At 57.5% G+C, this 21,934-nt stretch carries 25 protein-coding genes; 15 read left to right on the plus strand and 10 right to left on the minus strand.

Going from position 1 to position 21,934, the window contains the following annotated elements:
- Positions 1-418: 418 nt before the first annotated feature.
- On the minus strand, positions 419-1,354 hold the full coding sequence (locus tag BM316_RS02965) for a COG2958 family protein (protein ID WP_090203790.1): 936 nt from the start codon (positions 1,352-1,354) through the stop codon (positions 419-421).
- Positions 1,355-1,381: 27 nt separating this feature from the next.
- Positions 1,382-3,340 carry a DNA topoisomerase IV subunit B gene (gene parE / locus BM316_RS02970; protein ID WP_090203793.1) on the minus strand — a complete coding sequence of 653 codons (1,959 nt, stop codon included), beginning with the start codon at positions 3,338-3,340 and terminating at the stop codon, positions 1,382-1,384.
- Positions 3,341-3,466: 126 nt separating this feature from the next.
- On the opposite strand from parE, the gene BM316_RS02975 reads away from it, so the two are divergent.
- Both BM316_RS02975 and BM316_RS02980 read left to right on the plus strand, forming a co-directional pair.
- Entirely contained in the window at positions 3,467-4,345 is an 879-nt protein-coding gene (locus BM316_RS02975) for an NAD-dependent epimerase/dehydratase family protein (protein ID WP_090203796.1), read from the plus strand.
- Positions 4,346-4,475: 130 nt separating this feature from the next.
- Positions 4,476-5,033 (plus strand): DUF4166 domain-containing protein, encoded by a 558-nt coding sequence (locus BM316_RS02980; protein WP_131802535.1) that lies wholly within the window; start codon positions 4,476-4,478, stop codon positions 5,031-5,033.
- On the opposite strand, the gene BM316_RS02985 is transcribed toward BM316_RS02980, so the two are convergent.
- Complete coding sequence (locus tag BM316_RS02985; protein ID WP_165606530.1) at positions 5,016-5,663, minus strand: TIGR02453 family protein; 648 nt, start codon at positions 5,661-5,663, stop codon at positions 5,016-5,018. The genes BM316_RS02980 and BM316_RS02985 overlap by 18 nt on opposite strands.
- Positions 5,664-5,752: 89 nt before the next feature.
- Between BM316_RS02985 and BM316_RS02990 the strand changes: the two genes are divergently transcribed.
- Genes BM316_RS02990 through BM316_RS03000 form a run of 3 tightly spaced genes read left to right on the plus strand, consistent with a single transcriptional unit; the run spans position 5,753 to position 8,681 of the window.
- The gene (locus BM316_RS02990) at positions 5,753-6,397 is read left to right on the plus strand and encodes a DUF1007 family protein (RefSeq protein WP_090203806.1); all 645 of its coding nucleotides are present in this window, start codon (positions 5,753-5,755) and stop codon (positions 6,395-6,397) included.
- Entirely contained in the window at positions 6,382-7,266 is an 885-nt protein-coding gene (locus BM316_RS02995) for a nickel/cobalt transporter (RefSeq protein ID WP_090203808.1), read from the plus strand. The genes BM316_RS02990 and BM316_RS02995 overlap by 16 nt, the downstream gene beginning before the upstream one ends.
- Before the next feature lie 41 nt (positions 7,267-7,307).
- Positions 7,308-8,681, plus strand: a complete 1,374-nt coding sequence (locus BM316_RS03000) for an MATE family efflux transporter (RefSeq protein WP_090203811.1) — start codon at positions 7,308-7,310, stop codon at positions 8,679-8,681.
- On the opposite strand, the gene BM316_RS03005 is transcribed toward BM316_RS03000, so the two are convergent.
- The 4 genes from BM316_RS03005 to lgt form a co-directional block, all read right to left on the minus strand.
- Positions 8,670-9,287, minus strand: coding sequence for a Hint domain-containing protein (locus BM316_RS03005; protein ID WP_242649721.1), 618 nt, complete (start codon positions 9,285-9,287; stop codon positions 8,670-8,672). The two genes, BM316_RS03000 and BM316_RS03005, sit on opposite strands and share 12 nt — an antisense overlap.
- Positions 9,288-10,037: 750 nt before the next feature.
- Complete coding sequence (pgeF, locus tag BM316_RS03010; protein ID WP_090203815.1) at positions 10,038-10,793, minus strand: peptidoglycan editing factor PgeF; 756 nt, start codon at positions 10,791-10,793, stop codon at positions 10,038-10,040.
- Positions 10,790-11,848 (minus strand): class I SAM-dependent methyltransferase, encoded by a 1,059-nt coding sequence (locus BM316_RS03015; RefSeq protein WP_090203818.1) that lies wholly within the window; start codon positions 11,846-11,848, stop codon positions 10,790-10,792. The genes pgeF and BM316_RS03015 overlap by 4 nt, the downstream gene beginning before the upstream one ends.
- Positions 11,845-12,723, minus strand: coding sequence for a prolipoprotein diacylglyceryl transferase (lgt, locus tag BM316_RS03020; RefSeq protein ID WP_090203820.1), 879 nt, complete (start codon positions 12,721-12,723; stop codon positions 11,845-11,847). The genes BM316_RS03015 and lgt overlap by 4 nt, the downstream gene beginning before the upstream one ends.
- A 106-nt stretch (positions 12,724-12,829) precedes the next feature.
- On the opposite strand from lgt, the gene BM316_RS03025 reads away from it, so the two are divergent.
- Both BM316_RS03025 and BM316_RS03030 read left to right on the plus strand, forming a co-directional pair.
- Complete coding sequence (locus tag BM316_RS03025; protein ID WP_090203823.1) at positions 12,830-13,069, plus strand: accessory factor UbiK family protein; 240 nt, start codon at positions 12,830-12,832, stop codon at positions 13,067-13,069.
- Between the two features lie 131 nt (positions 13,070-13,200).
- Positions 13,201-14,241 carry a sensor histidine kinase gene (locus BM316_RS03030; protein WP_090203826.1) on the plus strand — a complete coding sequence of 347 codons (1,041 nt, stop codon included), beginning with the start codon at positions 13,201-13,203 and terminating at the stop codon, positions 14,239-14,241.
- A gap of 39 nt (positions 14,242-14,280) precedes the next feature.
- Here BM316_RS03030 and BM316_RS03035 read toward each other — a convergent pair whose 3' ends face one another.
- Positions 14,281-15,312, minus strand: coding sequence for a M42 family metallopeptidase (locus BM316_RS03035; protein WP_090203829.1), 1,032 nt, complete (start codon positions 15,310-15,312; stop codon positions 14,281-14,283).
- A 234-nt stretch (positions 15,313-15,546) separates the two neighbouring features.
- On the opposite strand from BM316_RS03035, the gene BM316_RS03040 reads away from it, so the two are divergent.
- The 5 genes from BM316_RS03040 (at position 15,547) to BM316_RS03060 (ending at position 18,795) form a co-directional block, all read left to right on the plus strand.
- Positions 15,547-16,050 (plus strand): type III secretion system chaperone family protein, encoded by a 504-nt coding sequence (locus BM316_RS03040; RefSeq protein ID WP_090203831.1) that lies wholly within the window; start codon positions 15,547-15,549, stop codon positions 16,048-16,050.
- Between the two features lie 79 nt (positions 16,051-16,129).
- The gene (proC, locus tag BM316_RS03045) at positions 16,130-16,945 is read left to right on the plus strand and encodes a pyrroline-5-carboxylate reductase (RefSeq protein ID WP_090203834.1); all 816 of its coding nucleotides are present in this window, start codon (positions 16,130-16,132) and stop codon (positions 16,943-16,945) included.
- Positions 16,938-17,276, plus strand: a complete 339-nt coding sequence (locus BM316_RS03050) for a tRNA-binding protein (protein WP_090203837.1) — start codon at positions 16,938-16,940, stop codon at positions 17,274-17,276. Before proC ends, BM316_RS03050 begins: the two co-directional genes overlap by 8 nt.
- On the plus strand, positions 17,273-18,220 hold the full coding sequence (locus BM316_RS03055; protein ID WP_090203841.1) for a 2-hydroxyacid dehydrogenase: 948 nt from the start codon (positions 17,273-17,275) through the stop codon (positions 18,218-18,220). The genes BM316_RS03050 and BM316_RS03055 overlap by 4 nt, the downstream gene beginning before the upstream one ends.
- A 95-nt stretch (positions 18,221-18,315) precedes the next feature.
- Positions 18,316-18,795, plus strand: coding sequence for a copper chaperone PCu(A)C (locus tag BM316_RS03060; RefSeq protein WP_090207424.1), 480 nt, complete (start codon positions 18,316-18,318; stop codon positions 18,793-18,795).
- Positions 18,796-18,839: 44 nt separating this feature from the next.
- On the opposite strand, the gene BM316_RS03065 is transcribed toward BM316_RS03060, so the two are convergent.
- On the minus strand, positions 18,840-19,238 hold the full coding sequence (locus BM316_RS03065; protein WP_090203843.1) for a hypothetical protein: 399 nt from the start codon (positions 19,236-19,238) through the stop codon (positions 18,840-18,842).
- Positions 19,235-20,437 (minus strand): pyridoxal phosphate-dependent aminotransferase, encoded by a 1,203-nt coding sequence (locus BM316_RS03070; protein ID WP_090207427.1) that lies wholly within the window; start codon positions 20,435-20,437, stop codon positions 19,235-19,237. The genes BM316_RS03065 and BM316_RS03070 overlap by 4 nt, the downstream gene beginning before the upstream one ends.
- 80 nt (positions 20,438-20,517) lie before the next feature.
- Between BM316_RS03070 and BM316_RS03075 the strand changes: the two genes are divergently transcribed.
- From BM316_RS03075 to BM316_RS03085, 3 genes are all read left to right on the plus strand, one after another.
- A complete protein-coding gene (locus BM316_RS03075) occupies positions 20,518-20,907 on the plus strand; it encodes a helix-turn-helix domain-containing protein (protein WP_090203845.1) in 390 nt (129 codons plus the stop codon).
- Positions 20,907-21,191: a succinate dehydrogenase assembly factor 2 gene (locus BM316_RS03080; RefSeq protein WP_090203848.1), complete on the plus strand. Its 285-nt coding sequence runs from the start codon at positions 20,907-20,909 to the stop codon at positions 21,189-21,191. Before BM316_RS03075 ends, BM316_RS03080 begins: the two co-directional genes overlap by 1 nt.
- A 92-nt stretch (positions 21,192-21,283) precedes the next feature.
- Positions 21,284-21,781, plus strand: a complete 498-nt coding sequence (locus tag BM316_RS03085) for a MarR family winged helix-turn-helix transcriptional regulator (protein ID WP_090207429.1) — start codon at positions 21,284-21,286, stop codon at positions 21,779-21,781.
- Positions 21,782-21,934: the final 153 nt, after the last annotated feature.

Genomic DNA, 21,934 nt, shown 5'->3' on the forward strand with positions numbered 1-21,934 from the left:
TGGCAAAATGATGTGTTTGGGTCGGTAAGCGGCGTCCCGGAAACGATCCGGGGGACCGTTTCAGCCGCGCACGGGCGGAGTCTCGGGGAGGCGTCCCGGAAACGATCCGGGGGATCGCTTCAGCCGCGAACGGGCGGAGCCGCGGGGAGGTGGCGGCATGTCGGGGTGAACCCCGACCTACGGGAAATGACCCGGCCTATGTGCCGTAGGCCGGGGTTCACCCCGGCGACCTGGGAGAGGTGACAATGATCATCCGTTTCGCCCGGCTTCGTCACGGAGGGCGCTTCTGTGACGTGTCAATCGGTGGTGAGGACTAGGCGTTGGGCGGTGATTTGGCGTTGAGAGAGTGTAAACGACCCACTAGGTCGAGCGCTTCCCCTTTGGCTGAGGACATGTGAGCATCAAAACTCGTTACATGCTAATTCCACATGGAGGTAAGGCGGTCGCCGGTTTGGTAGAATTGTCTGACGAGTTTTACGTAGTCTTTAAAGTCAGGATTTTGCTGTGTTATTCGGTTGACTGTACCCCAATCAATTTCTGCCCGTTCCCGTGCCGGGATAAGTATCTCGCTGGAGGATTTGTCCTGAGGATCAAACTTGATTACGCCGATACCATGGAGGCCTGACAATAGCCTCAGCTCTCCAAGTGTTTCACTCCCCTGAAACTCAACGGCGACAAGATAGCCAAAGTTGGCCCATGAAGAATTGCTCACAGCTTGAAAAAAGGACTCTCGCAAGTTTGTTCCGTTGACCTTCAGCTTCAGTTCAAAAGACCAAAGCTTTGTCTTCTTGTCAGAATAGGCTTTTGCGGCTTCAATTACTTCGTGATCCCAAAACTCGCTGAGGTCTTCCATCCCGACGATATCCGGGAACAGCCAACGATTGCCTTGAACGCCTCTATTATTTGATGATCTCCGCTCGTCAATTCGTTTGCTAACAATCTTTAGTTCGTCTTTGAGGTAGTCTTTGAAGACGGGATAAAGGTCATGTTCCGAAAGATATTGCGTCGGCGCGTCGACGCTGTCGCCTGGTGGCAAAAGGGTAATTCCAATAAGTTCGTCTTCCTCTGTCTTGTCAGAGTAAAAGAAGCGTCTGGGCCTACCTTCAGTTGTCCTAATGCCGTGCCGTTGTTCCAAACTTGTTCGCTGGGCACCAATCTCAGAAATGATTTGTTGGAGCATCGCTTCATAGGTGTCCAAGGGCAGTTTGCGTGCATTGCTATTGAGCCTCTTTTGCTCGACCGCCTCTGGGTAAGTTTCCATGATCCAGATCGCGATTTCTCTGGCGGTAAATCGAGCTTCGGGGTTTAGCTTCAGAAACTTTGGAACGAATTTTGTGATGCTAAATTTGGTCATCGCATTCTGCTTTCAAAATTCGCCCCCTCAAACATCCAACTCCTCCACGAACCGCGCGTTCTCCTGAATATACTGGAACCGCAGTTCGGGCTTTTTGCCCATCAGACGCTCGACCAGATCGGCGGTGTCTCCGGGCTCGTCGTCATGCACGGTCACGCGGATGAGTTTCCGCGTCTTGGGGTCCATCGTGGTTTCTTTGAGGTCTTTGGCGTCCATCTCACCCAGGCCTTTGAAGCGTTGCACGTCGATCTTGCCTTTGCCGCCCAAGCCTTTGGCGAGCATCGCCTCTTTTTCGGCATCGTCGGCCACGTAGACGCGCCGCGCGCCTTGCGTCAGCCGGTAGAGCGGCGGGCAGGCGAGGTAGAGGTGGCCGTTGTCAATGAGCGGCCGCATCTGCGTGAAGAAGAAGGTCATCAGGAGTGATGCGATATGTGCGCCGTCCACATCGGCGTCTGTCATGATGATGATCTTGTCATAGCGCAGATCGTCGATGTTGAACTTGGTGCCCATGCCGACGCCGAGCGCTTCGCAAAGGTCGTTGATCTCGGCATTCGAAGTAAGTTTGTTGCTGGCCGCGCCAAGCACGTTCAGGATCTTGCCCTTGAGCGGCAGGAGCGCCTGATAGGTCCGGTCCCGTGCGCCTTTGCCAGAGCCACCAGCCGAGTCGCCCTCGACGATGAAAAGCTCGGTCCCTGCGCGGTCTTTGCTGGTGCAGTCGGTCAGCTTGCCGGGCAGGCGGAGTTTCTTGGTGGCGGATTTGCGGGCGGTTTCTTTTTCTTGGCGGCGCCGCATCCGCTCCTCGGCCCGCAGGACGAGAAAGTCGAGGATCGCGCCTGCGGATTTCGTGTCTGCCGCGAGCCAGTTGTCGAAATGGTCGCGCACCGCGCCTTCGGTCATTTTGGCGGCAGCCTCCGTCGAGAGGCGGTCCTTGGTCTGGCCCACGAAAGCCGGATCGCGGATGAAGCAGGACACCAGCGCGCACCCGCCCGAGATCAGGTCGTCGCGGGTGATCTGGCTGGCCTTCTTGTTGCCTGCGAGCTCGCCATAGGCCTTGATGCCTTTCAGGATCGCGGACCAGAAACCGGTGACGTGGGTGCCGCCTTCGGGGGTTGGCACGGTGTTACAGTAGGACTGGATGAAGCCGTCGCGGGCCGGGGTCCAGTTGATGGCCCATTCGACCTTGCCGGGTTCGCCGAATTTTTCCTGAAAATCGACGGTGCCTGCAAAGGGTTTATCGGCGTAGGTGCTGGCGGTGCCGAGCGTTTCTTTCAGGTAATCCGAGAGGCCGCCAGGGAAGTGGAATGTGGCCTCAAGCGGGGTTTCCTTGTCGTCGATCTCGGACTTCCAGCGGATCTCGACGCCCGAAAAGAGATAGGCCTTGGAGCGGATCGATTTGAAGAGCCGCGCAGGTTTGAACCGGTGACTGCCGAAGATCTCGGGGTCCGCGTGGAAGGTGACGGTGGTGCCGCGCCGGTTGGGGGCGCTGCCTACCTTTTCAACAGGCCCCAAAGGTACGCCGCGCGAGAACCGCTGTTCGAAGATTTCCTTGTTGCGCGCGACTTGCACGACCATGCTGTCGGAAAGCGCGTTGACCACCGATGCGCCCACCCCGTGCAAACCGCCTGAGGTCTGATAGGCCTTGCCACTGAATTTGCCCCCTGCGTGAAGGGTGCAGAGGATCACTTCAAGCGCGGATTTATCGGGGAACTTGGGGTGCGGATCGACAGGGATGCCGCGTCCGTTGTCGCGGATGGTGATGGAATAATCGGCGTGCAGTTCAACTTCGATCCGGTTGGCGAACCCTGCGACGGCCTCGTCCATGGAGTTGTCAAGCACCTCGGCCACCATGTGATGCAACGCGCGTTCGTCCGTGCCGCCGATATACATGCCGGGGCGTTTACGGACGGGTTCCAGCCCTTCGAGGACTTCGATGCTGGAGGCATCATAATCGCTAGAGGTCGCCCCTGAGAGAAGGTCGTTGGCCATGATTACCGCTCTTGTTCTTTTGATTTGCGGTCATAATGGCAGGGGCGCGGGCAGGGGGCAATCGGGGAATGCTTGCGGGCGGGGCGATGCAAGCTAGTCTGTGCAGCAAATAAGGGAGGGTAACTGATGCGCATTTTCTTCACAGGTGGCAGCGGTAAGGCTGGCAAACATGCAATTCAACATCTGCAGGCTCAAGGTCATCAGGTGACGAATGCCGATCTGGTACCATCAGGGCTCGATATTCCGGAACTGCTGGTTGACCTGACCGATGCAGGGCAGGTGATCGGGGCCATGTCACAGCTTTCCGATTGGCCCGACCTGGATACAGGTGTGCCAAAGTATGATGCGGTCGTGCATTTCGCGGCAGTGGCGCGCATCCTGATCGGGACCGACGGTGAGTGCTTTCGCCAGAACACAATCTCGACCTACAACGTGATGGAAGCGGCTGTGAAACTGGGTATTCCCAAGGTCATCTTTGCATCATCGGAAACCACCTACGGCATTTGCTTTGCCCATGGCGAAGTCAAACCGCAGTATGTGCCGATCGACGAAGATCACCCGACGATCCCGGAGGACAGCTATGCCATGTCGAAGGTCTGCAATGAAGCAACCGCGCGGTCATTTCAGGCGCGCACCGGCATGGATATCTATGGATTGCGGATCAACAACGTTTTCGAACCTGGGGACTATCCTGCGCTGTTTCCTGATTTTCTGGCCGATCCCGCCAGCCGCCGTCGCAACTTTTTTGCCTATATCGATGCGCGCGATCTGGGGCATATGGTCGATTGCTGCCTCAAGACTGACGGGTTGGGATATGAGGTCTTCAATGTCTCCAACGACGATATGTCTGTCGATATTTCCAGCGATGAGGTCATTGCGCGGTTCTATGAGGGTGTCGAGGTGCGGCGCGACATGAAACCTGATGAGACGTTTTATGCCAATGACAAGGCCAAACGCCTTGTCGGGTTCCGGCCCAAGCACAGTTGGCGCGACGCAATGGGCTAGCCTGCGAGACTTGCCTGAAATTCACGCGGGGGATGGGCCCATCGCATTTGTGACCTTGGGAAAGGGAGCACTGGCCATGGTGGGCAGTGTCGGGGCTTGATCCACGCCTTTGCGATCTATCTGTCCTGACGTGACTGACGTAATGCACTCCGACCTCTTTCCCCGATACCTCGGCGATGAGTTTCGCGCCTTGCCGGATGCCGTGCAGGCCGGTCATCGCGTGGGCGATGGCTTGTTGCTTGAAGGGGAAGGCAAGGTCACGCGTGGTTCCTCCCTTTGGGCGCGGCTGATTGCTGGCCTTTTCCGGTTTCCGCCCGCAACCGAGCGCACGCCGGTTTCTGTCAGGATGGTGCCGCGGCACGGTGGTGAGCTGTGGGAGCGGCAATTTGGAAAGCAGGTTTTCCGGTCCTACCTCAAAGTGGTCGATGGCCGGATGACCGAACGGTTCGGGCCGCTGACATTTACCCTTGGTCTGCATGTGGCAGAAGAACGATTGCATTTTCCTGTGCGCAGCGGTCGCAGCGGTCCGGTGCCTTTGCCGCGTTGGCTGCTGCCGATCAGCAACGCATCCGAATATCAAAAGGACGGGAAGTTTCATTTCGATGTGGCTTTGCACGCCCCGATCACCGGTGCGCTGATGGTCCATTACCAAGGGTGGCTTGAGCCGCGCTCAGGCTTCGGCAATTGAGATCAAAAGCGCGTTGAAGGGCCAGAGCGCTGTGAAGTGATCCATCAGGTCTGGCGCAAGCGTCGTGGTGGTGCCGATGTCCTTGCTGGCGACCGCGCTTTTCATCCGCAACAGGTCTGCGGCCTTGTGGTCTTGGGGGTAGGGTGACGGGACACGTTTGAGGTCGGGTTCGCGCAACGCAAAACCCTGATCCGTGATCCGGTCAATGATGCCTGTGATCCTGTCGGTATCGAGATCAACCATCTGTCGCCAGTTGGCCAGAACCTGTTTGTCAAACCCCATGATGCCGGCACCGGCCGTGACATAATCGCGCCCGATGCCAAAGAAAAAGACCGGGTCTTGCGGCGCATCAGAGATCACTTGCCACATCATGTGCAGATGCGTGTGATAGGGGGTCTTGTCTTTTGAAAAGCGCACGTCGCGGTGCGGTCTGAAAAGCTTTGGCTTGATCTCTGTCTGACACAGGTCAGCCAATCGGGGCGACAGATCTGCAAGCAGGGTTTCTGCAGGGGATTTGAGCGCCGCGTCGTAGTGCGCCTTGTTTTCGAGCCACCAGTCGCGCGTGTTGTTTTGCGCAAGCCTGTCCAGAAACGCGCGGGCATCTGAGATCAATGTGGTCTTGTCTGACATGGCGCACCTCATGCTTGCTTGTGGCAGGATACAGCGCACGGCTGCTCTGTCCATTGCCCCTGCTGGGCCAGATCACTAGATAGAGCGCCATGCGCAACCTGATTGCTTTTTTGACCTGCCTCGCTGTTCCCACAATGGGTGGCGCCCATCCGCATGTCTTTGTGAAGGCAGGCGTGAGTGTGGTGTTTGATAGGCAGGGCGATGTCGCGATCCATCTCGATTGGGAATATGACGAGTTCTTTTCACTGCTTGTCACCTCTGATCTGGGTCTGGATATGGACGGCGATCTGGTGCTGACTGATGATGAGCAGCGCCGCCTTGAGGAAGAGATTGCCGCTTGGCCGCCGGATTTTGCAGGCGACCTCGAAGTCATGCAGGCCGGTGAAGTGCTGCCACTCGGCGAGAAGTATGCCCATACGATGGTCTACGAAGAGGGCATCTTCATCGAGCGTCATGCCCGCCCTGTCGCGGCTGACCTGTCAGATGCGCCGTTGCGTATCCGCGTCTATGATCCCGCGTTCTACACCGCCTACGATCTGACCGGACCCGTCACCGTTACGGGACGTGACGATTGCACCGTCGAGATTTTCCGGGCGGATCTGGATGCGGCCTATGCATTGGCTGAAAGCCTTATGGATGGCGTGAGTTTCGAGGATCAGGGTCCTGACGATTACTTTCCCGAAATCGGGGACGCCTTCGCCGACACAATCGAGGTCACATGCGCCGCCCTTTGATCGTTATCCTGGGTTTGGGCGTGGTTGCCGTCTGGCTTTGGGGCTTTGGCGGGGCTGAGCAGATCGCGCGCATGGCGGCGACAGCACAGCGCGATGTGCAAAACGCGATGGCCGGTGCCTTGCGGGCGCTGCGCGCTGGTGAGACAGGGGCGCTCCTGTCCTTGTGGGGGCTGTGCTTTGCCTATGGTTTTGTACATGCCGCAGGCCCCGGTCACGGCAAGCTGGTCATCGGTGGCTATGGTGCAGGCACGCGCGTCGGAGCTGGCCGCTTGGCGGGGCTGGCTGTGATCTCGTCACTGGCGCAAGCGGCAAGCGCTGTGCTGCTGGTCTATGCGGCCGTCCTTGTTCTTGGCTGGGGGCGTGAGCAAATGACTGGCGTTGCCGACGATATTCTTGCTCCGTTGAGCTATGCGATGATCGCCGGTGTCGGCCTTTGGCTTGTCATCCGTGGCATCAGGAGCCTGCGGCCTGTCCATGATCATGCGCACACCGGCGATGGTGCGGTTTGCAGCACCTGTGGTCATGCCCATGGTCCCACCGCTGAACAGGCCGCTGCTGTGCATTCGTGGCGCGATGCGGTCATCCTGATCGGAAGCATCGCAATGCGGCCCTGCACGGGTGCGCTTTTCCTGCTTATCCTGACGTGGCGCTTCGGCATTGACTGGGTCGGCATCGTTGGTGCTTTCGTGATGGGCATTGGCACAGCCGCCATCACCGTCATGGTCGCTTTTGCCGCCGTGGGCTTTCGCGAGAGCGCCTTGCAGCTTGTCAGCAATGCCGCTTTCGGGCGGACATTGGGCTGGGTGCAGGTCATCGCGGGTGGCTTTGTGGCCACCCTCTCGTTGCAATTCGTCATAAGTAGCCTCTGAACTGGCTAGACCTGCCTAAATTTCAGGCATAAGCGGGTCTGATGACGAAAGAGACCCTGACTTATTCCCAACATGCCCGCGCGATCTGGAAGCTGGGCCTGCCTTTGATCCTGAGCAATGTGGCGCAGTTCGCGATCCACATGACCGATACCATTATGCTCGGGTGGTACGATGTGACCGCGCTGGCCGCTGTGACCATCGCCTCGACCATGTTCTTTGTCGTCTTCATCGTTGGCGCGGGCTTTAGTCAGGCTGTGACACCGCTGGTGGCTGAGGCAGCCGAGGAAAGTGACGAGACCCGCGCGAGACGGATCGGGCGGATGGGGATGTGGTTGTCGATCATCTATGCGCTGGCCGTCACCATCCCGTTCTTCTGGGCCGAGGATATTCTGGTCGCTATCGGTCAGGATCCTGTCGTCGCGGCAGAGGGCCATATCTACCTGCAGATCGTGATCTGGCAGATGGTCCCCGCTTTGCTCGTCTGGACGCTGAAGGCGTTTTTGGCAGCGCTTGAGCATACAGCCATCATTCTGTGGTCCACGGCGGGAACAGCCGTGTTGAACGCGTTTATCAATTATCTGCTGATTTTCGGAAACTGGGGCTTTCCTGAACTGGGCATCACCGGCGCTGCCATTGCTTCGCTCAGCGTCAATATCGCGACGTTTCTGATCCTCGTGGTCTATATCAACCGCAAGCTGCCGCAGTTCGAGTTGTTCCGTAACTTCTGGCGTAGCGATTCCGAAATCATGAAGCGGGTGTTCAAACTTGGCTGGCCCATCGGTCTGACATCGCTGGCCGAAGGCGGTCTGTTCAGCGCATCGGCGGTCATGATGGGGTGGATTGGAGCGTTGGAGCTTGCTGCTCATGGTATCGCAATCCAGTTGGCTGGTCTGACCTTCATGGTCCATATCGGGTTCAGCCAAGCTGCCACTGTGCGCGCCGGTCGTGCGTTGGGACGCCGGGATGAGGCACTGTTGCGCCGTGGCGGGATCACGGCCATCGGGATGTCGGCGGGCTATGCCCTGGTGACATCGGCGATTTTCCTGATGTTCCCTGCGTTTTTAGTGGGGCTTTTTGTCGATCCCAGCGACCCTGCAAGAGAGACGCTCATTGCTGTCGGTGCGTCGCTCATCATGGTGGCGGCGCTGTTCCAGCTTGTTGACGGGTTGCAGGTTCTGGCACTTGGTTTGCTGCGGGGGGTGCAGGACACCACCGTTCCGATGGTGATGGCAACGGTCAGCTATTGGGTCATCGGCTTGCCGACGAGCTATTTGCTGGCCTTTCCGATGGGGTTCGGGGCCACGGGATTGTGGTTCGGGCTGGTGATCGGGCTTGGCCTTGCGGCGGCATCCCTGCTGTGGCGTTTTTGGGGGCGATCCGTGAGGATCACCCCGACGCCGGCTTTAGCCGAGTAGATCGAGATCGCGGAGCCGCAGGCGCGGCACATGCAACATGCCGAAATCTTCAAACGATGTCTTGTGCGGGAACAACGCAAGGAAGGACCGCAACGAGTCGCCACGCAGGCCAAGGTTGAAGGCGCTGCCGGGATGCAGTGTTTCAACTGGCACGCCGTTGACCTCAAGGCTGCGCTGTCCATGAAAGCCGAACTGGAAGAGCGTCATGTTTGTGGCAGGACGCAGCGCGATCATCGTGTCGCCGTCGATAAAATCCGAAGCCGGAATAAAGGCAGCGTCGCTTCCGCTGACCCTGCGGATCCCTGCCGCGCGGTGCAGGATGCGTGCGCCATAGCCCAGCACAAGATCGGGTGAGGGGCGATTGTAGCCGAGCGCATCAGCGGTGATCCGTGTCAGCTCTGCGCTTGGTGCATTGGCAGCAATATCCTGCGGATTGATCGTGATCCCGCCGCGCCATTGCACAACTTCGAAGTTGCCGTCGCTCATCCGAAGCCTGTCGCCCGGATAGACGTCTTCGACGGACACAAGTCCATGCTCGCTTTGCACCAAGGACCCTTGTTTGATGACGCTGAACACCTGCTCAAATGCGGGGTGTGCGGCAGCCATCAGGCTTTGCTCACAGACGTGACCCGCGCGATCGAGATAAAGGATATCGAACTTGCGCTTGTCGAGCTTGTTTTGAGGTGTCTCGTTTTGTTGAGGGCGCGGTGAAGGGGGGCGCGCGGGTTTAAGATAGGAGTCAGAAAAAATTGAATTTCGTGAAGTTTCCATGCGAATGCCTATTTGCAGCTTCACATCATCGGTTGTCCCACCAACAACTTCAGAAGAAGTGACTGTTACTCATTACCGAACAAATGTCCGTTGCACCGAATGTGCCACTCTTGGCGAAACCCCGAACAAAAATTGGGGCACCGGTCAAAAGTGTCGTCTTGCTCTCTAGGCGACCTGTGCCTGCTTTGGCTTCAGGCGACGAATTCGGCTTGGATCCACAGGTTTTGCAACGCGGCGCGCGGTCATTTCCTTGCGAGCGTTCCCACGGGTCCACGGCAATTGAGTGTCATAGGTCGCAACGGCGGCTTCCAGTGATTTTTGCCAGCGGCTTTTCATCTTGATACCTCTTTATTTTTTAAGAGTGCCTCCTGCTTTTTGCGGAGACATTGCAGAAGACTATCGAAGACCAAACTGGCGAATTTTTGGCATTGGCGCGAAAATTTGCTTATGACCGAAAGTATAGCTGCCAATAGCCGTAAGGTTTTATTTTTTATAGAAAATTTTTTGGGGTCAGGTGCCATTCCATGAACATCTGTTCATGAAACTTTGGCGTCGGCTGCCTTAGTCTGTTCATCTAAGTCCGGCTTACAGACAGATTGCCGCGATGAGCCTGCCGTAATCGGCTTCTTGTTGGTGCACAGACCGCCTGTAACTGAAGAATCGGTCCGGCGCATTGTAGGTGCAGTGGCGCGTCCAATCTGCCTGACCGACGCCAATTGCCTTCAGCCTGTCGATACCGAAGGCAGGCAGATCAAACTGGAACCTGTCGCCGTGGCCTTGCAAAAAGAAACGCGCGTATCGCGGGTCTTCCGACAAGAAGCGGTCGCGGAATTCCGGTCCGACTTCGTAGTTGGCCTGACTGATCGTGGGGCCGATCACGGCGGTGATGTCCTTGCGGTTGGCCCCAAGGTTTTCCATCTGCGTCACCGTGGCATCAAGCACACCGTCAAGCGCGCCCTTCCATCCGGCATGGGCCGCGCCAATCACGCCTGCGGTTTTGTCTGCAAAAAGCACCGGCTGGCAGTCCGCTGTCAGAATGCCCAGGGCCAGCCCCTTGGTTGCTGTCGCCATCCCGTCCACCTGTGGCGGAGGGCTGACCGGCGCATCCAGCGTCACCGCCTTGGCGGAATGCACCTGATGCACCCCGGCGAGTTGGTCCAAAGCGACACCCATTTCAGTGGCAACGCGGCGGCGATTGATTGTCACAACGTCATGTTGGTCTGAACTGCCGTAGCCGCAATTCAACCCTGCAAACACACCCGAAGATGCCCCGCCGGCACGCCCGAAAAAGCCGTGCTTGATACCATCGAGATGCGGGCTTGTGATAATGTCGAGTGTCATTGGGACAATCCGGGAGGTGGGTTCGCTGACTTGTGGTAGAGACCGATCACCTTAAAAAGCCTGCCCATTTCGTCAGGGTGGGTCAAGCGCCGGTGTGCTGCGATATGTGACTTCAGCGCTTCGCCACCGAGGCCCCTTGCCAGATTTTGTGCCCGCTGCGTGATACCGAGCCGTTCAAGAAACATGCCTTGCGGCGTGACGCGCGAGAATTTTGCCGGAGCGGCGTGTCTCGCGATTTCGGCAAAATCGACATGGGCGGTCAGGTCCGCCTCGCCAGGGGCGGCAAGCGGGTCGCAGCTTTCATGGTCCTTCAGCGCCTGCAACGTATCGCCCAATGACGACCAGTCGCCGTAATCAATGATGAGTGCTGCGCCCCCGTTTGCGTCAATCAGGCGGCCGATCTCGGCGATGATCGGGCCAAGCCCGGAACATATTTCGACAAGGTCGCCGTCTTTGGTGTCCTCGAGACGGTGTTCCAATAGGGCGATTGGAGCCGCGGCAGACAGGCCAAGGACCAGTGCGTTGTCGTCTACACCAACAACACGTTCGCGCCATCCCTGGCCGTCCCGTGTGAACTGGCGGATCGGCAGCGCATCGAAGAATTCGTTCGCGACCAGAAACAAGGGCAGGTCCGGCAGGGATCCGATATCGCTGTGCCATTGCGCATCAGGGACGGCTTGGGCCTGAAGCTCGCGCAGGTGGGCCGATGCTTCGATGAAATGCACTTCCACGGCGGCGTGAAAGCCCGGAACAGCCTTCGTCGCCCGCAGCATGTCTGCCATCAGTGTCCCGCGACCGGGGCCAAGCTCTGCCAGTGCGAAAGGCGCGGGGCTGCCTTGGTGGATCCAAGCTTGAGCAAGGCAGAGGCCCAAAAGCTCGCCGAACATCTGGCTGATTTCTGGCGCGGTGATGAAGTCCCCTTTGCGGCCGAAGGGATCGCGTGTCGCGTAATAGCCCAGTGTCGGGTGCATCAGGCACTCAGCCATATAGTCGGCAACGGTGATCGGGCCGTGATTGGCAATTCTCGCTTTGAGAATGTCGGCGAGGTCGCTCATCGCTTTCGCGCGACCAACACAACAGCCAGCCCGACCAGGATCATCGGCAAGGTCAGAGTCTGCCCCATCGTCAGGCCGATGCCGTTGATGTGGTAGGCAAGTCCCAAGGGATTGCCTTCGGTTACAAATTGCGCGTCCGGTTGGCGCACGAATTCCACCAGAAACCGCGACAGACCGTAGCCGAGAAAGAAAACACCTGAGAGCAGCCAAGACTTTTTCAGAGCGCCGAAGCGGAATGCCAGCAGGATCAGGATCGTGCCAAGCAGCAATCCTTCGAGGCCTGCCTCGTAAAGCTGGGATGGATGACGCACGCAGGGTTCGCCCACTGTGGCGCAGGATTGTGCTGCGGCACCGGGGAATATGACGCCCCAAGGAAGGTCGGTCGGGCGGCCCCAAAGCTCGGCATTGATGAAGTTTGCAATCCGGACCAGCAGGATTGCCGGTGTAGCAGAGACGGCGGTGATGTCGGCAAGCGGTGCCAGTGCCACCTTATGGCGGTAGCTGAACAGAAGCACCGCCAGAACGACGCCCAGAAATCCGCCGTGGAACGACAGACCGCCTTCCCAAATCTTGAGGATATCAATGGGGTCGGCCAGAAACTCCGCGGGCTTGTAGAAGAAAACATACCCCAACCGTCCACCGGCGATCACACCGATCACGATATAGGTCAGCAGATCCTCAAGCTTGTCGGCGCCCATAGGCGGGCCGTTTTTCCACAGATGGGGCCGTTTCAGGGCCATCTTGATGATTTGCCACCCAAGCGCGATGCCCACGATATAGGCCATCGCATACCAGCGCAGAGCAAGCTCCATGCCAAAGAGGGTGACCGAAAAGATAATCGGCGAAATGTCAGGGAAAGGGATTGCAGCCAACATGATCTCTGATTGTCCTTGCCATGCGGCAAAGTCAACAGGCGTCGCTCAGTGCTTGAGAAGCGGGCCCGCAACGCCCATATAGTGATCAAGCAGATTGGAGTGACCCATGCAGACCAACAACAAAATTCTCGACGACCTGAGCCAGCTGATGACCAACGCGATGGGCGTCGCACAGGGCGCGAAAGACGAAGCGCAGACCGCTATGAAGTCGATGATCGACCGTTGGTTGGCCGAGAATGACTTTGTGACCCGCGAGGAATTCGACGCCGTGCGCGCAATGGCGCAAAAGGCGCGGGAAGAAAACGAAGCGTTGAAAGCCCGGATCGAGGCGCTGGAAGCGAAGTAAGGCCGCGGACACCTCATCTTCTCACCAGAGATGAAACACCGACCACTGCGCCAAGCGGCGCAGTTGGTTCTTGCCTTTGCGTCAAACCGTTTATCTTAGGTAAAGATAAGTTGGTTTCGTGGGGCGGTGTATTGAAACACGAGGGGCAAATTCAGGAACAGGACTGGCGTGAGGCGGCGACCATTCATGGCGATGCTGCCAGGTTCATCTGGTATATCGACACCGACACCTGTGAGATTGACGAAACGCTGCGCGAAATGACTGGCCTGAGCCATGCAGTTGGTCGCGTGTCCTCACAAGTATTTCTTGGCCAGATCAGTGAAGGCGACCTGTCGTTTGTGACACTTGCCGTCAAAGAGACTGTCGAAACCGGTCAGCCCTACCGAGCTGAGTTCCGTTTCGTGAGGCCGGATGGCGAAGTGATCTGGCTTGCGGGCCACGGTGAATTGACGGAAACGGAAAACGGCGAACGTGTGATCGTGGGGATTAACTACGACATCACGCAACTGCGCAAGGAACAGGAACGCGCCAATCTCGTCTCTTACGAGATGAACCACCGCATCAAGAACATCTTTACCATCGTATCCAGCCTGTTTCGGGCCAGTGCCCGCAAGACCGAGACGAAAGAGGAATTGGTTGATGCGTTTGAAAAGCGCCTGAATGCGTTGACCGCGTTGAATTCCGTCGTCATGGCAAACGGTAATATGGCGGCGTCGCTGACACGGGTTGTTGAAACCGTGCTTGCCCCATTCAACGAGGGGCGTATTCGCTACGCGATAGACGATCTGCAACTGAACAATACCACAGCGCAGACGATTGCCCTTGTGCTGAACGAGCTTGCCACCAATGCGATCAAATACGGTGGGCTGTCCCCGCAAGGCGGTGGCGTGGACCTGCGCGTGACAACCACGGATGAAACCTTCAGGCTCCAGTGGACCGAGGATGCCGGACGCAGGATTGAGCCGCCTGCAAAGGCAAATGGTTTTGGGATGTCAGTGCTGACCGGGATGACAGCTTCGACCTTTGCCGGAAAGCCCGAGATCGTCTGGCATGACACCGGTTTCGCGTTTTCGTGCACATGGCCCATTGCGAATGTCCGCGACGAGAGCACCATCGCCGGATATTTCGCGGATGCGGCGATTGCAGACCAAGGCGCTGCCGCGCCGCGATAGCCAGTTTGCCGCTGCGGCGCGATCGGGTGGCGCGCGGCGTTATTGCTCGCTGAGATAGGCCACAAGGATATCCAACGCTGCCTGAAGATCGCTTTTTTCGATCATTTCTGTGACGGTGTGGATGTATCGTGTCCCGACAGTAATGCCGACGGCACGCGCGCCTGCGGCCGCTTGTTGTGCGGCGGCACCGTCTTGCCCGCCAGCGGCAAGCATCGTGCGCTGGTAGGGAATGCCCTTCTTGATCGCGAGGTCTTCGATTTCACGCACAAGCGCCTTGTCAGCAATGAAAGAGCTGTCGCGGACATGCAGCCCGAACCCTCCGCCCTGTTGGGTTGTGGCATCCTTTTCGGGGATGCCGGGTGTGTCACAGGACAAGGTCACATCAATACCCAGGCCAATGTCAGGTTTGGTCCGGTAGGCTGATGTGCGTGCACCGCGCAAACCGACCTCTTCTTGAGTGGTGAAGGCAACATGGATCTCCGCACCACGGCCCTTGTCGCCAAGCGCGCGGATTGCCTCAATGCCAAGCCAGCAGGCGATGCGGTTATCGAGGGCCTTGGAGACAAACTTGTCTCCGATTTCGATGAAAGGCTCGTCCATCACAACGTAGTCGCCGACCTTCACTATATCGCGCGCCTTTTCGCCCATCCCCAGATCAACGAAGAACTCGCCCACTGCGGGAACCTTCTTGCGGTCTTCCGGCCCGGAGATATGGATGGGTTTACCGCCGGGATTCATCACACCTTTGAAATCGCCGTCGTCGGTGCACACAAGGACACGGCGCGAAAACAGGTTGCGCGGATCAAAGCCACCGACCGGCTGCAGGTAGAGAAAGCCCTTCTTGTCGATGTGGCTGACCAGAAAACCGATTTCGTCCATGTGGCAGAGCAGCATGATCCGTGTCGGATCAGCGCCCTTTGCGTCGCGGCGACACAAAAGGGAGCCCATCGGGTCGGTCTCGACCGAATCGAAAAGGTCGGAAACCTCGTTTTCGATGAGCGCGCGGACACGCTCTTCATGGCCTGGAACCCCTGGCATTTCACAAAGGCGCTTGAGTAGATCGATGTTCATTTGAGGCTCCGTTTTCTCAATGTAGATTGGGCTGGAGTGACACCATATGCAATGGTTATCCCCAACAAATAGTAGACCGCACTACTTTATCCCCAAGAAATTGCTTTACACATCGCCCCCCGACGGTCCACGATATTTGGTAGGGATATAAGGTAAAAATACCTCCCATTGAGCAGGCACCTAGCGCTTGGGCACTGCCATGCCCCTTGCGCCAAACAGAGTGAGGCCGAGCATATGGCATTATCCGAGCATTACCTCGAAGCGGACGATCTGCATCCGATTGATCTTGTGGAACACATCGCCGAACACCACGCTTGGGAGTTCGATCGCATCCACGATGATCAGATCGCGATGGCGGTCGAAGGGCAGTGGCGCACCTACTCAATCACGCTTGCGTGGTCGGCTTATGACGAAACGCTGCGCTTGATCTGCACCTATGACATGGAGCCACCGGCTGACCGTATGCCGGCCCTTTACGAAACGCTGAACACGATCAACGACAGATGCTGGGCTGGTGCCTTCACATGGTGGGAAGAGCAAAAGCTGATGGTCTATCGCTATGGGTTGATGCTCGCGGGTGATCAGGTGGCAGGTCCCGACCAGATCGACACGATGATCAATGCCGCGGTGGCCGCTTGTGAGCAATATTATCCTGCGATCCAATTGGTGACATGGGCCGACCGGACCGCACAAGAGGCGGTCGAGGTGGCAATCGGCGGGGCTTACGGCCGCGCTTGACACTTAAGAGTGTAAGGTGGGTTTTCACCCGCCGTGCACTGGCGTAACCTCTGCTTGGGTAGGTAAGAGGTTGCTTTCCATGAATATGAATGATGTCGCCGCACGCGGTCTGGTGATGCTGGGCTGCGGCAAGATGGGGTCGGCGATGCTGAGCGGCTGGTTGCGGTCCGGCCTGCCACCCAGCTCCGTATATGTCATTGATCCCTATCCCTCTGATTGGCTGAAAACGCAGGGCGTGCATATTGGCGCTGATCTGCCTGAGCACCCCGCAGTGGCTGTGATCGCCGTCAAGCCGCAGATGATGGCAGAGGCACTGCCGGATGTAGATGCGCTGGGCGACGGAGAAACGCTGGTCATTTCTGTGGCTGCAGGAACACCGATTGCGACGTTTGAAAACGTCTTGGGGTCTAAAACGCCGATCGTGCGGGCGATGCCGAACACGCCAGCCGCGATCGGTCGCGGGATCACCGCGCTTGTCGGCAATGGCAATGTCTCAGCCGGTGCGATGGACATGGCAGAGGCATTGCTTTTGTCGATCGGGCAATGTGTGCGTCTGGAAAGCGAAGACCAGATGGACGCGGTGACTGCCGTTTCAGGATCCGGCCCGGCTTACGTTTTTCATCTGATCGAGACATTGGCCGCAGCAGGTGAAGCAGAAGGTCTGCCGCCCGCACTCGCCATGGATCTGGCAAAGGCGACCGTGGGCGGCGCAGGTGAACTGGCCGAGACTGCGGACGATGATCCAACACAGTTGCGCATCAACGTCACATCACCCAACGGCACGACACAGGCGGCGCTGGACGTCCTCATGGACACCGAAACGGGGTTTCCGCGTTTGTTGCAACGCGCCGTCGCGGCCGCTGCTGCCCGCTCAAGGGAGTTGGCCAATGGCTGAGATTTCAATCGATGATTTCCTGAAGGTCGATATCCGCGTCGGCACTGTGCTGCGCGCAGAACCTTATCCAGAGGCCCGCAAACCGGCCATCAAACTCTGGATCGATTTTGGTGAAGAAATCGGGGAGCGAAAGACATCCGCCCAGATCACCGTGCACTATGCGCCCGAGGCGCTTGTTGGCCGTCAGGTCATGGCAGTGGTGAACTTCCCGCCGCGCCAGATCGGAAAGTTCATGTCTGAGGTCCTTGTCTTAGGCTTTTCAGATGCTGACGGCGCCATTGTTTTGGCATCACCGGACCACGCGGTTCCCAACGGAGGACGTATGCATTGAAAAAGCTGTTGATCACGCGCCTGCTGCCAGAGGCAAATCTCGCGGCGGCCAGAGCCCGCTTTGACGTTACCGTGCGCGACAGGGCGGATGGTCTGACCACTGCCGAAGCAGCGGAGGCGTTGCAGACCTATGATGCCATCCTGCCGACTTTGGGCGACCAGTTCTCGGAAGAGGCCTTCGTGGGTGATCTGCGCTGTGGTGTGCTGGCCAACTTCGGCGTCGGGTACAACCACATTGATACAAAAGCAGCCGCGCGTTGCGGTGTCCTTGTCTCGAACACGCCCGATGTCGTGACGGATGCAACGGCGGATATTGGTTTGACGCTCATTCTTGCGACTTGCAGGCGCGCCGGTGAGGGCGAACGCCTTGTCCGTGCCGACCGGTGGACCGGGTGGGGGCCGACGCAGATGCTTGGAACACATGTCACCGGCAAGACCGTTGGCATCGTCGGAATGGGCCGGATCGGGCAGGCAGTGGCGCGGCGCTGCCATTACGGCTTTGAAATGCCTGTTCTCTATTACAATCGTTCGCCCAAATCGGTCGACTTCCCGGCTGAACAGATAGACGACCTGCATGAGTTGATGGGGGCCGCAGATATTATTGTGGTCACCGTTCCAGGTGGTGGTGCCAACACCCATCTGATTGACGCAGCCGCATTGGCAGCGATGAAGCCGACGGGGATATTCGTCAATATCGCGCGCGGTGATGTGGTGGATGAACCTGCCTTGATCCTTGCCTTGCAGACAGGTGTCATTGCCGGTGCCGGTCTGGATGTGTTCGAACATGAGCCCCATGTGCCAGATGATTTTCGTGCGCTTGAAAACGTTGTTCTGCTGCCTCACCTTGGAACAGCGGCGCTCGAAGTGCGCGAGGCAATGGGCCAAATGGCCATCGACAACATCATCGCATGGGACGAAGGGCGGCCGCTGCCGCAGGGCGTATGACACACTGACGCAGCGCGACCTCTGGTGGTGAAAGCGCGCTCGTATTATATCCGGCGATGACAGGGCCCTCGCGTGCCGATCATTTGGATAAGACGATGCAACTGAAAACTTTTCTGGCCTCACTTTCTTTGGTTTTTGCGGCAAGCACGAGCGCTGCCCACGACTACGTAATTGGCGATTTGACCATCGCGCACCCTTACGTCTTTGAAACGACCGCAACCGCCCGCGCTGGCGGCGGCTATCTGGCCATCACCAATACGGGCGAGAGCGAAGATCGCCTGGTTGCTGTGGAAGCCGATTTTCCGCGTGTGATGCTGCATACGACGGAAACGGATGATGGCGTGGCAAGGATGGTACACCTTGAGGATGGCATCACGATTGGCGCAGGCGAGACTGTCACGCTGATGCCCGGTGAGATGCATGTGATGTTTATGGGGTTATCGGCGCCGTTCGTGCTGGATAGCGAAGTACCTGCCGTACTGGTTTTTGAAAATGCCGGCCGTGTCGATGTGACTTTCAAGGTTGAGGCGCGCGATGGTGGGCAGATGCACGATCACCATCACGCCGACGACTGATCCTCTTGAACTAAGCGCGCGTTCAGAGGACGAAGGCCCTCGGCTCAGCTTCTGCTGATCCGATCTGCTTTCTTGCGGAGCAGCACCGTGCGCAAATCATGCATGGCTTGCACAAGATCGTCAGTCACGCTGTCCAGTTGGCTGTCACTGGCCTTTGTCTGTGCCCATTGGGTCGCAAGGTTCAACTGGTCCACAAGCCGGGCGGCATCATCGCTTTCACGCTTTTGCAAAAGCGCAAGCCTGTCGTTGATCCAGCGTTGAATTTCCGTTTCTTCGGCAGGTGTGAGTTCATGGTCTCCATGCGCGCGGTAGTCACCGCGATTGGTATTGATCACAGCAATCTGGTCATAGGAAATGCGCAGGTCGCGGTTGTCTCCATCCAGCCTGAAGACCACCGCGCCGTTTTCACGAATGCGAAAGTAAAGTTCCGGCTCAGTGCTCATTTCAGTGCATTGCAGAAATCAATGATGCGCTGGCACGCCTCTTTGAGGGCCTCGTCAGAGGTGGCGTAGCTGACGCGGAAGTTTGGCGACAAGCCGAAGGCCGCGCCGAACACGACCGCAACGCCTTTTTCCTCCAGAAGCGCAGTCGCGAAAGCCTCGTCGTTCTCAATAAGGGCACCTCCGGCAGAGGTCTTGCCGATGCATTCGGCAATTGAGGGATAGACGTAGAACGCCCCTTCGGGCTTGGGGCAAACAATGCCAGGTGCCTGGTTGAGCATTTCGACGACCAAATCGCGCCGGCGCGTGAAGATTTCATTGTTGGGTGCAAGGAAGTCCTGTGTGCCATTCAGTGCCTCGACGGCGGCCCATTGGCTGACAGAACAGGGGTTTGAGGTTGATTGGGACTGCACTTTGCGCATGGCTTTGATCAACGCCTCTGGCCCTGCGGCGTAACCAATCCGCCAGCCCGTCATCGCATAGGCTTTCGAGACGCCGTTGACCGTTAAGGTGCGGTCATAAAGTTGTGGTTCGACTTGAGCGGGCGTGCAGAATGCAAAGTCGTCATAGGCCAAGTGCTCATACATATCATCGGTCATCACCCAGACATGCGGGTGGCGCAGCAAGACATCCGTCAGCGCCTTCAGTTCATCCCATGAATAGCCCGCACCTGTCGGATTGGAGGGGGAGTTGAACAAGAACCACTTGGTCTTTGGTGTGATCGCCGCCTCAAGTTGTTCGGCCGTGATTTTGAAATTCGCTTCGAGCGTGGCTTCTACGGTGACAGGGGTGCCGCCTGCCAGCAAAACCATGTCGGGGTAGCTGACCCAGTAGGGGGCAGGGATGATCACTTCATCGCTGGCGTTCAGCGTTGCCATAAAGGCATTGTAAAGAACCTGCTTGCCACCTGTGCCGACGCTGACCTGCGCCGGGGAATAGGTCAGCCCGTTATCGCGCGCGAACTTGGCACAGATCGCCTGCTTTAGTTCGGGGATACCGTCAACGGCGGTATATTTTGTTTTGCCTGCGTTGATTGCGGCAATTGCGGCGTCCTTGATGTTTTGGGGCGTGTCAAAGTCAGGCTCACCAGCGCCAAGCCCGATCACGTCTCGGCCTGCGGCCTTCAGCTCGGCAGCCTTGGTTGTCACGGCAATCGTGGGGGACGGTTTAACGCGGTCGAGTGTCGCAGAGAGAAAGGTCATCAGTTCATCCGGTGGTATCACAGCACTGTCTGTGACATAGAGCGCATGGACGTCTGATAGCAAGCCGCAAGGAGGCCGCGATGACCGACGATCAAGGATGGTTTAGCGAGGAAACCGCAACATTTGGCGACCGTCTGGCGGGAGCGCGTGAAGCGGCCGGGATGGATCAGGCTGCATTGGCTGCCAAGCTCGGCGTGCGGCGCAATGTGATCTCAAGCTGGGAGAACGACCTCAAGGAGCCTCGGGCAAATCGTTTGCAGATGCTGTCCGGCATCCTGGGTGTTTCAATCACCTGGTTGCTGACGGGCGATGGAGAAGGTCCGGCCGCGCCTGAGGATGAGGGTTACCTCGACGGTGATGTCGCTGATCTATTGGCCGAGTTGCGCGGGTTGCGCAGTGAGGTAAAGCTGACGTCCGAGAAAATGGCACGGGTTGAAAAACGCCTTCGGAAGGTATTGAAAGAGGCCTGATGGCTGAGACAAGAGAAACGATGATCAAACGACTGCGGATGCGGTCAATGCGGCGCGGCATCAAGGAGATGGATCTGATCCTTTCTGCCTATGCCGACACCCATCTTGACGATTTCTCTGACAATGCACTTGCGCTCTATGATCGCCTGCTGAACGAAAACGATCACGATCTTTATGGTTGGATTGGCGGGCAATTTGCTGTGCCTGAAGAATATCTGGACATGATCACGCATATTGCTGCCGGTGCCCATGGCGTAAGCAAACCCCAGACGTCAGCAGATTAAGCGGCGGCTTAACCAATTCTTCGCGCTTTGGGTCTAGTTCTGCGTTCCATGCAGAAATGGACACTCACATGACGATGCAGCGAAACGTCCCCATGGCGCAAACCGACAGTGCTGATGCCGCGCGCAGTGCGGCCTTCATGGACAGCTATCTTGACGCGCTCAATCTTGTCGAAAGGCTGCACCGGCTTTTGCTTGATGTGATCAAGGATGAATTTGAAAGGCTGGGATTGCTGGAACTCAATCCTGTCCAGGCGCTGTTGTTGTTTAACGTCGGGGACAATGAGGTCACGGCAGGCGAGTTGAAATCGCGTGGTTACTATCAAGGGTCAAATGTCTCTTACAACCTCAAGAAACTGGTTGAAGCAGGGTACATGCATCACGAACGCAGCATGGTTGATCGTAGATCTGTCAGGGTGCGGCTGACTGAAAAAGGGCGCGGGGTCCACATGGTCGTCTCGCGCTTGTTCCGCAAACATGCGGAAGGTCTGATCGCGCGGGACATTCTTGATCTTGATGGTGTTGAGGAAATTGCGACGGCTTTACGGCGTGTCGAACGGTATTGGACGGAACAAATTCGCTACATCTACTAAAGCGCTTTAAATGGCCTTCTTTTTGACGATATTTGGGTGTTTCCTATAGGAGAGTTTGGTTGTGTGAGTAACGATTGGTAACGGTTTCAGGCGGGTCGGTATGCTGGATATCGACCCGCTCTTCAATCAGTTGCCACTGGCCCATGACATTTG

The sequence above is a fragment of the Yoonia litorea genome (assembly GCF_900114675.1).
Classification (GTDB): Bacteria; Pseudomonadota; Alphaproteobacteria; order Rhodobacterales; family Rhodobacteraceae; genus Yoonia; species Yoonia litorea.